Raw genomic sequence first — 12,351 nt, 5'->3', positions numbered from 1 at the left:
TCTGAAAGCGAACCATGTTGCAAGCGCACCTGACCCTTGACCCCCACTTCACTGTGGGGCCCATCGACCGAAGGCTGTTCGGCTCCTTCGCCGAGCACCTCGGGAGGTGTATCTACGACGGAATCTATGAGCCGGGCCACCCGAACGCTGACGAGGACGGCTTCCGCGAAGATGTGATCGCGCTGGTGAAGGAGTTGGGCGTCTCAGCGATCCGGTACCCAGGCGGCAACTTCGTGTCGGGTTACCGCTGGGAGGATGGCGTCGGACCGCGTGACCAGCGGCCGCGGAGGCTCGACCTCGCGTGGCACTCCACCGAGACCAATCAGGTGGGGCTGGACGAGTTCGCGGTGTGGGTCAAGAAGGTTGGCAGCGAGCTCATGTACGCCGTCAACCTGGGTACTCGAGGCGTGCAAGAGGCTCTCGACGTTCTCGAGTACGCGAACATCCCCTCGGGCACCCGCCTGTCGGACTGGCGGGTGGCGAATGGTCACGCTGAACCGCACCGGATCTCCATGTGGTGCCTCGGCAACGAGATGGATGGCCCCTGGCAGTTGGGCCACAGTTCCGCCGATGACTACGGCAAACTTGCGTCACAGACCGCCAAGGCGATGCGCCAGGTCGACGCGGACCTCGAACTCGTGGTGTGTGGCAGCTCAAGCGCGCAAATGCCGACCTTTGGGTCGTGGGAACGCACCGTTCTCGAACACACCTACGACGACGTGGACTACATTTCGTGCCACGCGTACTACGAGGAGAAGAACGGCGACCTCGACAGCTTTTTGGCGTCGGCCGTCAACATGGACGGTTTCATCGAGTCCGTCGTGGCGACGGCGGACCACGTGAAGGCAGTGCGCGGCAGCGACAAGACCATCAATATCTCGTTCGACGAATGGAACGTGTGGTACATCGACCGCTATCACGCGACCGACAAAGTGACCGACCGCGATGAGTGGCCAGAGGCGCCGCGCATCCTCGAGGACGTCTACTCAGTGGCGGACGCGGTGGTTTTCGGCAACTTGATGATCTCGCTTTTGCGTCACGCGGACCGCGTGACCTCGGCGAGCCTTGCGCAACTCGTCAACGTCATCGCACCCATCATGACCGAGCCGAACGGCCCGGCGTGGCGTCAGACGACCTTCTTCCCATTCGCCGAGACATCCCGTCTGGCGCGGGGTGATGCACTCACGCTGAAGCTCACGTCCGACACGTACGAAACCAAGGACTACGGCACCGTCAACGTGGTCGATGCAGTCGCGACCCACGACGCGGAGTCCGGCAGTTCGGCCGTGTTCTTGGTGAACAGGAGCCAGGACTCGAGCACCGAGGTCACGATCGACGCGCGTGGCCTCGGAGACGTGAAGGTCTCCTCTGCGCGCACCCTGAGCGACGAAGACTTCTACGCCAAGAACACGCTCACAGACCGGGAGCGGGTGGGGCTGGCCGACAACGAATCCGTGGTCGTGGACGATGGCCTGGTGACAATCACGCTTCCGCCCGTGTCGTGGACGGTGCTCGCGCTGGGGTGACGGCGCGGTCGTTGTCCGCACCGCGATTGTTGACGCCGTCACTGTCGGCGCGGCACTGACCTCGGCGGATCACGACGCCCCCAGAAGTGGTCTATTTCGTACCGGTTTTGGCCACCACTTCCCGCGTCGTGGCTCAATCTGTACCGCCTTGCGCAGGGGCCGGTACAGATTGAGCCGCCACCGGGTCACGCGGTGGCCTGCCACGGCACACACTCAGCCACGGCGATCGGTGAGCACGGTAGGCCCAGGGCGGCAACAGCGTCGTCCGCTACCCTTAGTCCTGGCCACCGTCGGCCGACTCCCCTCTGAACTTCGCGCGGGTCACCCCTGCGCCACTGTCCCCTGCCCATGAGCCACCGCACGCGGTGTGTCGCCCCGATCTCTGCCCCGGCGTTGGCGCTTTGACGCACTACTCGCGCTTGCCTGCCGTCCCATCGGGCGCCCCGCCGCCCACAGTAAGGAACTCCTTGACTCCCACCACCCGTGCCCAAGAAGCCGATATCAATGCGCTCGTGACAGCAGGCATCGAGGAGCGCACCCCCACCGGCGTGCCCGAGGTGACCAACGCCTACGGCAAGTTCTGGGCCCCAAGCACCTGGAAGCGTCAAGCGTGGATGAGCCCTCGGATCGCGCGCACGGAGATCCTGTCGGGTCTCGTGGTGGCGTTGGCACTGATCCCCGAGGCCATCTCCTTCTCGATCATTGCGGGAGTTGACCCGAGGGTGGGACTGTTCGCAAGCTTCACCATGGCGATCAGCATCGCCTTCCTCGGTGGCCGGCCCGCCATGATTAGCGCCGCGACCGCGGCGATCGCGCTGGTGGTGGCCCCGCTTTCCCGCGAGTACGGGCTCGACTACCTGATCGCGGCAATCATCCTCGGCGGCATCCTCCAGGTGGTGCTCGCGGTGCTGGGCGTCGCCACGCTGATGCGCTTCATTCCGCGCTCGGTGATGGTCGGGTTCGTGAACTCACTCGCCATCCTCATCTTCATGGCGCAGATTCCCCACCTGACGGGCGTGTCGTGGATGGTGGTCCCGCTCGTCGTGGCGGCGCTCGCGATCATCACCTTCTTCCCCCGCCTGACCGGTGCCGTGCCGGCGCCTCTCGTCGCGATCGTGCTCCTCACCGTCATCACGACCGCCTTCGCGCTGGCCGTCCCCACCGTCGGCGACGAAGGCGAGTTGCCGGAAGGACTGCCTGCGCTGCTGTGGCCAGGAGTGCCGTTCACATGGGAGACGTTGCAGATTGTGTTCCCGTTCGCCGTGGGGGTCGTGTTGGTGGGGCTACTTGAATCGCTCATGACCGCCAAGCTGGTGGACGACATCACCGATAGCCACTCCGATAAGACCCGCGAGGCGTGGGGTCAGGGCGCGGCGAACATCATCACCGGCTTCTTTGGCGGCATGGGCGGCTGCGCGATGATCGGCCAAACCATGATCAACGTGAAGGCCGGACGGGCACGCACACGGCTCTCGACCTTCATGGCGGGGGCCTTCCTCCTGGTCCTCATCCTCGCCCTCGGCGATGTGGTGGCGACCATCCCCATGGCGGCGCTCGTCGCGGTGATGATCTACGTGTCTTGGGCGACTTTCGACTGGCACTCGATCCAGTTGTCGACGCTGAAGCGCATGCCGAAGTCGGAGACGAGCGTCATGCTCACCACCGTCGGCGTCGTGGTGTTCACGCACAACCTTGCCTACGGGGTGGTGGCCGGCGTGGTGTTGGCGTCGGTGTTGTTTGCGCGGCGCGTGGCTCACCTCGCGAACGTGACGGGCGGGCCCATCGAGGGGGACACCCGCGTGTACAAAGTCACCGGCGAGCTGTTCTTCGCGAGCTCCAACGACCTGTTCAGTCAGTTTGACTACTCGGGCGACCCGGCGAACGTGATCATCGACATGTCCGACTCGCACGTCTGGGATGCCTCGACAGTGGCGACGCTCGACAGCATCGTCTACAAGTACGAGCGCCACGGCACCGCGGTGAGCATCGAGGGCCTTAACGACGCCTCGCTCGCCTTCCACGACAAGATGTCGGGGAATCTGGGCGCGGGGCACTAGCCCTTGCACGGCCGACGCCGGGGCCGGGTCGACGCGGCGGTGGACTCCGCGTTCGCGCCGGGTCGACGCGGCGGTGGGCTCCGCGTTCGCGCCAGGCCAAGGCTGCAGCCGGCCCCGCGAAGTGGCTTGATTCGTACCGCTGCGCGGCCGAATCAGCGCCGTGTGGCTAATTTTGTACCGGCGCTGGTACAGATCAAGCCACCACGGCCGCCAACACGGCGTGTCGCGGTACAAATCAAGCCACTACCGGGGGGTGGTGGGGCGGACGCGAGGCGGGCGCAGGACGTGACGGAGCCCCGCGACCCCCTCCATCGCGGGGCTCCGACCCCCCGAGAAGGCGGCCCCTCCCCGAGGCCGCGCTGACGCTAGATGAACAAAGACGTCCCTGACTCTTGGGCGTCGCCAAGGAAGGTCGCCACACCGGCCAACTCGACACCGTCGAGCAAGTCGGACTGCGCCATGCCCAGCAGATCCATCGTCATGGTGCAGCCCAGCAATCGCGCCCCGCCCTCTTGAGCGGCGGCGATCAGTTCAGGAAGCGTCTGCACGTCGTGCTGCTTCATGACGTTTCTGATCATCGCGGTGCCAGCGCCCATCATGTGCATCTGCGACAGGGTGAGCTTGTTGGCCCCGCGCGGCATCATGGCGCCGAACATCTTCTCCATCATCTTCTTCTGACGCTTGGGCGGGTCGGACTTCCGCAGGCCGTTCAGTCCCCAGAAGGTGAAGAACATCGACACCTCTTGGCCCATCGCGAGGGCACCGTTCGCGATGATGAACGCCGCGATCTGCTTGTCGAGGTCTCCGGAGAACACCACCATCGACAGCTTGTTGCTCGCGGGCTTGCCGCCACCCATCGACATGGGGTGCACGCCGCCCTTGCGGAACGTCGCCACGTAGCCGGGGCCCTTGGGTTCCATCGCCACCAGCGAGTGGCCGTTCTTCGAAGCCCACGCGGGGGCATCGAGAGCGAAGCCGGGGTCGGACACGGTCACCCTGATGTCGTCGCCGACGCTGGCGGCCTTCATCGCGCCGGCAAGTCGCATGATCGGGCCAGGGCATGCGAGTCCTGTGCAGTCGAGGTCGGTCAACTGCCCGGTGGCCGCCGCAACGGCCGAAGCCACCGAGATCTTCTCCGCGTAGTTCTCCATCGGCGGCTGGGCCTCGTACTCGTCCTTCTCCGTGTCGTGGACGTGCTTGAAGGTGGTCGATCCGCCCGAGAGCGTCGCGACGTCGGCGAAGCCGTTCTGCACCAGAATCCTGTGCGCCAGGTAGGACCGGAAGCCAACTGCGCAGTACAGCCGCACCGGCACGGAGCGGTCCCAATCCTTGATCGCATCACGGAACGTCGCGAGGGGGACGCACTCGGCACCGGGCAGGTGCCAGATGTCGTACTCATCGGTGGTGCGCACGTCTACGAGCCTGGCGCCATCAACAGCGGCAGGGAAGTCTTGCGAGTACCAGAGCGTCAGGTCGCCCCGCAGCACGTTCGAGGCGACAAAACCGGCCATGTTGACGGGGTCTTTGGCCGAACCGAAGGGGGGCGCGTAGGCGAGCTCCTGCTCCTCGAGGTCGTACACCGTCAGACCAGCGCGGATCGCCATCGCGAACAGATCGAGTCGCTTGTCCACGCCGTCAAAGCCGCACGCCTGAGCGCCAAGCACCCTGCCGTCGTCCGGGGAGAACAGCACCTTGATGTGCATCATGGCGGTGCCGGGGTAGTACCCGGCGTGGCCACTGGGGTGCACGTGCACCACGCGATACGCCATGCCAGTAGCGTCGAGTTGCCGGGCGGTCGCTCCGGTTCCTCCCGCGACCATGTCGAACACCTTGACGATGCTGGTGCCTTGAGTCGACTTGTACTCGGTGGAGCGCCCACAGATGTTCTCTGCGGCCACGCGCGCCTCGCGGTTGGCAGGCCCTGCAAGAGGAGCGAGGTAGGCGCCGGGGAGCACGGGGTGCGGCGTTTCGACGGCGTCGCCGGCCGCGTAGATGTCGGGGTCCGAGGTGCACATGTGGGTGTCGACCTTGATGCCGCCGCGTTCGCCCAACTCAAGCCCGGCGTCCTTCGCGAGACCCACCGACGGCCGCACGCCCGCGGCCAGGATCACCAGGTCGGCAAGAATGTTGACGCCAGAGTTGAGTTCGACGGTCACTCGCTCGGCGCCGTCGGAGTCCGACAGGGGCTGGAAGGCCGCGGCGGCCGTCGACAAGTGGAGGCCGATGCCGCGCGCGGTGAGGTGCTGCTCGACGGGGGCGGCGATCTCGTGATCGACGGGGGGAAGGATCTGGTCGGATAGCTCGACCACGTCGACCTTCACGCCCCGGTGGTGAAGGTTCTCGGCCATCTCCAGGCCGATGTACCCGGCGCCAACAACCACGGCCCTGACGACGCCGCGCTTGCCGTCCTTTTGCGCCTCAAGACGGCGACGGCAGGGTGGTCGATTCCCGGCAGAGGGGGGCGCAGAGCCTCGGCGCCCATGCACAGGGCGAGTTTGTCGTAGGACTCGGTGTACTCGCGGTCCCCGTCCACCTCGCGCACGGTGACCGTTTTGGCCTCGCGGTCGATCGCGACCACCTCTGACGCGATGCGCACGTCGATGTTGAGCGACTCGCGAAGGCTCTCAGGGGTTTGGAGCAACAGGCGGTCACGATCGGCGATGACGCCACCCACGTGGTAAGGCAGACCGCAGTTCGCGAAGGACACGTGGTGACCGCGCTCAAACACAACGATTTCGGCAAACTCATCGAGCCTTCTGGCGCGTGCGGCAGTGGAAGCTCCTGCTGCCACGCCTCCGACGACTACGAGCTTCATGGCAATGCCTCCAGGGGTATCGGTTCCCCTTCACAGTAAGGAGCGACGCGGCCCTGCGCGCGGGACGTTTGCCACTGCCCGGGACCCTCCTCACCCCGTGAAAGGCCGGCTCCACCCGGGACCCGACATGGTCGCCGGGAGCGCAGAACACCCCAGGCGCGTTGGCTAGGCGTGACCCGGAGGCATTGCTCGGTTACTCTTGGTCAGACGTGGGCCCGTAGGGCCAGGAGGAGATTGCATGAACGCGGATGACCGCAACCCGAACAACGGCGGCCAGCCTTCGGCGCCGCCCGTTTCGGCTCAGACCCCTGTGCGACGAGCAGGCGTGATGCCCGCGAGCGGATCGGTGCCTCAACGCACCGCCTTCCGGCCCGTCACCGGGACGCAGCCGACGGGACAGCCGTCCACGTCGCAGCACTCCACCACGGCACCGTCTCGTCCGGCTTCGTCCTACGCCCCACCAGGAACGGCACCGGCGGCGCCGCGCCAGGAAGGTGCACCAGCGCGACCTTCGTACGCGCCTCAGACCGGCACCCCCCAGACGGGTACGCCTCAGACTGGTACTCCCCACACCGGCGCCCCGCAGTCAACGGAAGAGGACAGCCACGGCGTCGTCGGCGCGGCTCAAGACAAGGTGAGGTCCGCGACGGCCGGCCTCGGCCGCCTGACCAAGTCCGCTAAGGACAAGGTCACGTCGAGCGATGATGCCAAGTCGGGACCCGTCGCGCCAGGCGCGCCCCGCAAGGTGCGCGTGCTGTTGTCGCGCGTTGACCCGTGGTCGGCGCTCAAGATCGGCTTCTTGTTGTCGATCGCCGCTGGCATCATGCTCGTGGTCGCCGTTCACGTGTTGTGGCAGACGCTCAACGCCATGGGAACGTTCGACCTCATGCAAGAGTGGGTGCTCAAGCTCTTCACGCAGGACCAAGAGGTCGACATCCTCCAGTTTGTTGCCTACCAGAAGGTCATTTCGGCGACGCTCCTGGTGGCCGTCACCAACGTCGTGCTGATTTCGGGCCTGTCAGTGATCGCCGCATTCCTGTACAACATGGTGTCGCGCATGGTCGGCGGCGTGTACCTCACGCTCACCGACGACTAGGACCCAGTCCGCGCGTTTTGATCCCCGCCCGTGGGTGGGGTATCTTTGTTCGTCGCGGCCTCGGCCGTTACGGGCCCATAGCTCAGGCGGTTAGAGCGCTTCGCTGATAACGAAGAGGTCGGAGGTTCAAGTCCTCCTGGGCCCACCACCCCGTGGCGTTGGCAACGATGCCGGCGGCGCGGCGGTGACAGATTGCCCGGCCAACAGCCGTCCGGGGCCTTAGCTCAATTGGTAGAGCGCCTGCTTTGCAAGCAGGAGGTCAGGGGTTCGATTCCCCTAGGCTCCACTCCCTGCCGCAAAGGCAGCGCCCCGTCAGCCGCCTCAGCGGTCATTCACAACTCCAGCTCTATCGGCGGCACGTCCGGATGCAATTGCGCCTTGAGACCCGTGAGCAACATGTCGAGGCCACGTTCCATCTCCGCAGCACCGTCGTACGCCATCAGCGCGGGTGCGAGACTGCGTAGCCGCGGGAAGTCACGCAACGGCAGGCGGTGTAGGCCAAGGCGCAGCAGGTCGTCCGTCTCCTCTGGATTCTCGACCAGCTCTTGCAACTCGTTCAGGATGTGCCCTTGGACGAAGCCGTAGAACGACCGGTACACGTGGAGCGCGTCAACGGGCGAGAACCCCGCATGGGTGAGCAACTCGAGGATGGCTTCGAGCGGACGCAACGTGCCCACCGGTCGTAGGGCGATCGGCGTGGCGAGGGGCCGCGTCACGAGCAGTGGGATCGCATTCGGGTGCGACAAGGCGACCTCCCGGAACTCTCGCGCAAAGGCTCGCAACTGTGCCGGCCAGTCGTCATCGGTGGTCACGACGGACAGATCAGCGAGTACTAGCTCCGCGACCCCGTCGAGTAGTTCTGCCTTGGTGGTCGCATGTCGATAGAGCGACATGGGGTCCCGACCGATCGCGCGGCCAAGCCTTCGCATCGACAGCCCCTCGATGCCGTCTTGATCGATGATCTCCAAGGCGGCACGCAAGACCTCTTGGCGGCCCTTGCTCGCCGCCCTAGTCGCGGCGGGAGCGGTGCGGCGTGCCATGTGGTCGTCCTCCGGCTTCTTCGATGCGCGCTAGGTCGTTCTCCAATACAGCGTATACCCACGCCGTAGCGCTACGTGTTGACAACGGCCGACGCCGGGGTTCTAATGGAATCTACAGCGTAGTCCTACTGTGTCGGGCAACCCCTACTCGCCGCAGCGCTACCACCCCATTACAGAATGGAGTCAGCATGATTCTCCTCGGACTCGTCCTACTCATCATCGGACTCATCGCCCCCATCCCCTTGCTGCAGACCCTCGGCGTCATCCTCATCGTTGTCGGCCTGATCTTGGCGATCCTTGGCGGGACTGGCCGCGCAGTCGGAGGGCGACGCCACTACTGGTAGGCCTGCGACACCGTTCTCGGTCCCCACGGTCCGAGCGGTTCCCCATCACTCAATGAGTAACCGCGGGAGAACGCTTCCCCCACGAAAGGAACATCATGGGTATCGGATCTAGCATCTTTCTCTTAGCTGTAGGCGCCATTCTTGCCTTCGCCGTCGATGCGACGGTCGCAGGCCTGGACATTCAGGTGGTCGGCATCATCCTGATGATCGCCGGTGTGGTGGGCCTCGCGCTTACCCTGCTGGTGTTCGCCCCACGGCGCCGCCGCACGGTCACTGAGACCCGGAGCGGTCAACCGGTCGCGCAGGACTCGCAATCGTCTCGCGTCGTGACCGAAGACACCACGGCCCCCCCGGTCGTCTGACCAGGACCCGCCGCGCGCCATCCCGACCCGATCGGGGTGGCGCGCTTTCGTCTGACAACCGCCCGTCGTGGCCTACGGAGTGATGCGCGAGTTCTCAGCGTGCAAGTCGCGTCCCAGCAACTCGGCGACCCGGTCGGCGGTGACCGCAGGCATGAACAAGTAGCCCTGGCCAGTCGCGCAGCCAAGGCTCTGCAGGAAGGCGAGTTGCTCCTCGGTCTCGACTCCTTCCGCGAGCACCGAGAGGCCAAGCGCCTGGCCCAGTTGCACCAGTGACGAGATCAGTGCCGCGCTGTTGCCGCCCTCGGTGAGGCTCTGGATAAACGACCGATCAATCTTGAAGGCCTCGACGGGGAAGCGATGGAGGGTCTCCAGCGATGAGTAACCCGTCCCGAAGTCGTCGATGTGGAGTCTGAGCCCCGCCTCATGGAGCCGGTGCATGATCCGCAAGGCCATCTCCGGGCGGCGCATCAGCACACCCTCTGTGATCTCCAGAGTGATCAGATGCGGGTCGAGCTTGTGGCGGCGCAAGGTCGACATCACATGGGCCAACAGATCTTGACTCCAGAACTCTTTGTCAGAGATGTTGATGCTTACGTTGTCGACGCCTGGCCCCCAGGCGGCAAGTTTGCGGCACACCTCGTTCAGCACCCAGTGGCCCACCTGGATGATGTCGGCCGTCTCCTCGATCGCGCCAAGGAACTCCTCTGGGTGGAGCAGGCCGCGCTCCGGATGGCGCCAACGCAAGAGCGCTTCGAAACGATCAGTACGACCGGTGGTGAGGTTCACGATCGGTTGATAGTGCACCTCAAACTGGTTCTCCTGAAGGCCCAACAGCACGGCGCGCGCCATCGAGGCCCGCCGCACGGCGGTGTCATGCATGGCCTCATCAAAGAAGGCGACAGTGCCTGGCTCGGTGGTCTTCGCGCGATACATCGCAGTATCGGCGTCCCTCAAGACGTCCTCGGCAGACGCGTAGTCGACGGCCGTTGAGGCGATGCCGATGCTCACCCGCGTGGTGATCTTGTGGCCATCGAAATCGTGTGCCGTGGCCAACGCCGCTTGCACCCGCTTGGCCGCCACCTCGGCATCAAGGGGCTCGGTGTCGGGCAGCAGAATCACAAACTCGTCGCCTCCGAATCGGGCCGCGGTGTCCACGTCGCGTAGGGCGCCGGTGATGTCGGTCGCGACGCTCTTGAGCACGCGGTCACCCATCTGGTGTCCCAGTGAGTCGTTGATCAGCTTGAAGCCGTCGACGTCGAGAAAGAGCACGGCGAAGGGAGTCCCGGAGCGCTCCCTCAGCGCCAGTGCGTGCTCGAGCCGTTGGACGAACAACCGACGATTGGGCAATCCAGTGAGAGCATCGAACAGAGCACTCCTGCGCACCTCTTCTTGCCTGCGTTGCGACTCGAGCGCGGCGCACAGCAGAGCAGTCCAGTGCTGATACGTCTCGCGTGCCGTGGTGGGGTCAATCTCCGCCACGAGAGCGAGCAGTCCCCAGTCCCTGTCCCGCGTGCTCACTGGCATCACGACGCACACCTCGCGGCCGGCTGCGGAGGCCTCCACGATCAGCGTCCGTGGCGGGAACTCGTCGCTCATCAGCGAGGTGCCGACGAGAGCGGCCGCGTCGTCGTCGCGGTGGTACTCGCCGACGATGCTGAGGCGACGATCGGCAGGGTCGCCTTCCCACAGGGCGAGGGCGCCGGCCTTCACGTGGGTGTTGGTCAGCCACCGCAGCGTGCGCGGGTCTGCTCCGCCTGTGGCGAGCAGCCCCGCATCGATGACGTACTGCTCCGCAATCGCGGCCTCGGTCAGTTCGGCTTGGTGGAGGAACGCGCCTGCCTGGGCCTTCCAGAGGGCAGCAGCGATGCTGGCCCTTGTCGGCGCAGATGCGTCGCGTCCGTCGCCATCGCCAAGGCGAGGGTTGTGCATCGCCGACGACATCGCGTCAGTGAAGCGTCTGAGCGTGCTGGGCCGCGACGTGAGGTTCCGCAGCGAGGAGGCGAGCGTGGAGATCTGCCGCGCGGTCGCGGCATCTCCCGCCTCAAGCACCACCATGGCCTCGTCGACGATGGCGGAGATCGCCTCCGCGCTGCGTCGATCAGCGGCCCCGCTTCCCGTCCGGAGTTCGCGCGCAAGCACGTGGTGGAGCACGGCGCGCGCGCCCTCGGGAGACGTAGGGTCAAGGGGATCGTCGCGTAGCGAGATGGTGCGGTGAGCATCCGCGGCGCAGCCGCACGATTCGCGCAATTCGAGCGTGGTCGAGTCTGGCGTGACGGTCATGTGTGATGTCCCGTCCCCGCGCATCTTCGCCAGGATCAAGCGACCGGCGAGCGCGCCGACCTCGTCGAATCGCGGGTCGACGCTGGATAGCGCAGGCGTTCCGAACGCGCCAGCCGCAATGTTGTCGAAAGACATGACCGCCAGGTCCCGCGGAACCTCAAGGCCTGCCTTGGCCACGGCGCCCATGAGGCCGATCGCATTGCGATCGGTGCCGGCCATCACGGCAGTGGGACGGTTCGCGGAGGCCAGGAGGCGCTCTGCCACCGATGCCCCTCCCGTCTCACCATTGTCTGGGGTGGGGAATAGCAAGGCAGGGTCGGCGGCCAGCCCGTGGGCCGTGAGCGTGCTGGTGTAAGCCTCGAGGCGGTCCTTGACGTCGCGTTGAGCGATGTTGCCGACAAAACCGATGCGTGTGTGGCCGTGCTCGATGAGATGCTCAACGGCGGCGACGGTTCCCCTGTGGTTGTCCGGTCGAGCGACAGGCACGTCGACGTCAGCCAGTTGGGTACTCGACAGCAGTACTACCGGCTTGCCAGCGCGCTCGAGGCGATCGAGGTAGTCCGCGCCGACGGCGGTGGTAATGGAGACCACGCCGTCCACTTGCGACCACGCGACCTGGGTGCCAAACATGCCAGGCAGGCCCGCCTCGTCGCGCGGGGCGTGCGCCTGAAGCGTCTCGACCACAACGAGGCGGCCGCCGGCGCCGACGACCGCGCGGGCGAGGCCAGTGAGGATGTCGCCAAAGAAGTCGCCACCGAGGCTCGGGGTGAGGACAAGGGCGGTCAGCGCGCGCGTCATCTGCTCGCGCTCGATGTCGTGGTCAGGCCGTGC

At 65.7% G+C, this 12,351-nt stretch carries 9 protein-coding genes and 2 tRNA genes; 7 read left to right on the top strand and 4 right to left on the bottom strand.

Annotated features, from left to right (window positions below; translation table 11 throughout):
- The first annotated feature begins 14 nt into the window (after positions 1 to 14).
- Positions 15 to 1,526 (top strand): alpha-N-arabinofuranosidase, encoded by a 1,512-nt coding sequence (locus LGT36_RS11880; protein WP_226094755.1) that lies wholly within the window; start codon positions 15 to 17, stop codon positions 1,524 to 1,526.
- A 614-nt stretch (positions 1,527 to 2,140) separates the two neighbouring features.
- Complete coding sequence (locus LGT36_RS11875; protein ID WP_226094735.1) at positions 2,141 to 3,583, top strand: SulP family inorganic anion transporter; 1,443 nt, start codon at positions 2,141 to 2,143, stop codon at positions 3,581 to 3,583.
- 365 nt (positions 3,584 to 3,948) lie between these two features.
- On the opposite strand, the gene LGT36_RS14180 is transcribed toward LGT36_RS11875, so the two are convergent.
- Together LGT36_RS14180 and LGT36_RS14175 are read right to left on the bottom strand one after the other, a co-directional pair.
- Positions 3,949 to 5,931 (bottom strand): DsrE/DsrF/DrsH-like family protein, encoded by a 1,983-nt coding sequence (locus tag LGT36_RS14180; protein WP_255633238.1) that lies wholly within the window; start codon positions 5,929 to 5,931, stop codon positions 3,949 to 3,951.
- A complete protein-coding gene (locus LGT36_RS14175) occupies positions 5,901 to 6,398 on the bottom strand; it encodes an FAD/NAD(P)-binding oxidoreductase (protein WP_255633237.1) in 498 nt (165 codons plus the stop codon). The genes LGT36_RS14180 and LGT36_RS14175 overlap by 31 nt, the downstream gene beginning before the upstream one ends.
- Positions 6,399 to 6,636: 238 nt before the next feature.
- Between LGT36_RS14175 and LGT36_RS11860 the strand changes: the two genes are divergently transcribed.
- The 3 genes from LGT36_RS11860 (at position 6,637) to LGT36_RS11850 (ending at position 7,780) form a co-directional block, all read left to right on the top strand.
- Complete coding sequence (locus LGT36_RS11860; protein WP_226094901.1) at positions 6,637 to 7,494, top strand: DUF3566 domain-containing protein; 858 nt, start codon at positions 6,637 to 6,639, stop codon at positions 7,492 to 7,494.
- Positions 7,495 to 7,565: 71 nt separating this feature from the next.
- A tRNA-Ile gene (locus tag LGT36_RS11855) sits at positions 7,566 to 7,642 on the top strand.
- Positions 7,643 to 7,707: 65 nt separating this feature from the next.
- Positions 7,708 to 7,780 (top strand) — tRNA-Ala (locus LGT36_RS11850).
- Between the two features lie 46 nt (positions 7,781 to 7,826).
- On the opposite strand, the gene LGT36_RS11845 is transcribed toward LGT36_RS11850, so the two are convergent.
- Entirely contained in the window at positions 7,827 to 8,534 is a 708-nt protein-coding gene (locus tag LGT36_RS11845) for a TetR/AcrR family transcriptional regulator C-terminal domain-containing protein (RefSeq protein ID WP_226094903.1), read from the bottom strand.
- Positions 8,535 to 8,722: 188 nt separating this feature from the next.
- Here LGT36_RS11845 and LGT36_RS11840 point away from each other — a divergent pair, with 188 nt between their 5' ends.
- Positions 8,723 to 8,878 (top strand): DUF6131 family protein, encoded by a 156-nt coding sequence (locus LGT36_RS11840; protein WP_226094904.1) that lies wholly within the window; start codon positions 8,723 to 8,725, stop codon positions 8,876 to 8,878.
- A 95-nt stretch (positions 8,879 to 8,973) separates the two neighbouring features.
- Positions 8,974 to 9,240 (top strand): DUF6458 family protein, encoded by a 267-nt coding sequence (locus LGT36_RS11835; RefSeq protein WP_226096242.1) that lies wholly within the window; start codon positions 8,974 to 8,976, stop codon positions 9,238 to 9,240.
- A 72-nt stretch (positions 9,241 to 9,312) separates the two neighbouring features.
- Here LGT36_RS11835 and LGT36_RS11830 read toward each other — a convergent pair whose 3' ends face one another.
- A complete protein-coding gene (locus LGT36_RS11830) occupies positions 9,313 to 12,318 on the bottom strand; it encodes an EAL domain-containing protein (RefSeq protein WP_226096241.1) in 3,006 nt (1,001 codons plus the stop codon).
- Between the last annotated feature and the right edge of the window lie 33 nt (positions 12,319 to 12,351).

Source organism: Demequina sp. TMPB413 (assembly GCF_020447105.2).
In the GTDB taxonomy this organism is placed as follows: domain Bacteria; phylum Actinomycetota; class Actinomycetes; order Actinomycetales; family Demequinaceae; genus Demequina.
This window is presented reverse-complemented; position numbering and strand designations above follow the sequence as displayed.

Bases quoted from the DNA above. Each gene is read 5' to 3' on its own strand.
- LGT36_RS11880 (WP_226094755.1), top strand. From the start codon at position 15: ATGTTGCAAGCGCACCTGACCCTTGACCCCCACTTCACTGTGGGGCCC.
- LGT36_RS11875 (WP_226094735.1), top strand. From the start codon at position 2,141: ATGAGCCCTCGGATCGCGCGCACGGAGATCCTGTCGGGTCTCGTGGTG.
- LGT36_RS14180 (WP_255633238.1), bottom strand. From the start codon at position 5,931: ATGGCCGAGAACCTTCACCACCGGGGCGTGAAGGTCGACGTGGTCGAG.
- LGT36_RS14175 (WP_255633237.1), bottom strand. From the start codon at position 6,398: ATGAAGCTCGTAGTCGTCGGAGGCGTGGCAGCAGGAGCTTCCACTGCC.
- LGT36_RS11860 (WP_226094901.1), top strand. From the start codon at position 6,637: ATGAACGCGGATGACCGCAACCCGAACAACGGCGGCCAGCCTTCGGCG.
- LGT36_RS11845 (WP_226094903.1), bottom strand. From the start codon at position 8,534: ATGGCACGCCGCACCGCTCCCGCCGCGACTAGGGCGGCGAGCAAGGGC.
- LGT36_RS11840 (WP_226094904.1), top strand. From the start codon at position 8,723: ATGATTCTCCTCGGACTCGTCCTACTCATCATCGGACTCATCGCCCCC.
- LGT36_RS11835 (WP_226096242.1), top strand. From the start codon at position 8,974: ATGGGTATCGGATCTAGCATCTTTCTCTTAGCTGTAGGCGCCATTCTT.
- LGT36_RS11830 (WP_226096241.1), bottom strand. From the start codon at position 12,318: ATGACGCGCGCGCTGACCGCCCTTGTCCTCACCCCGAGCCTCGGTGGC.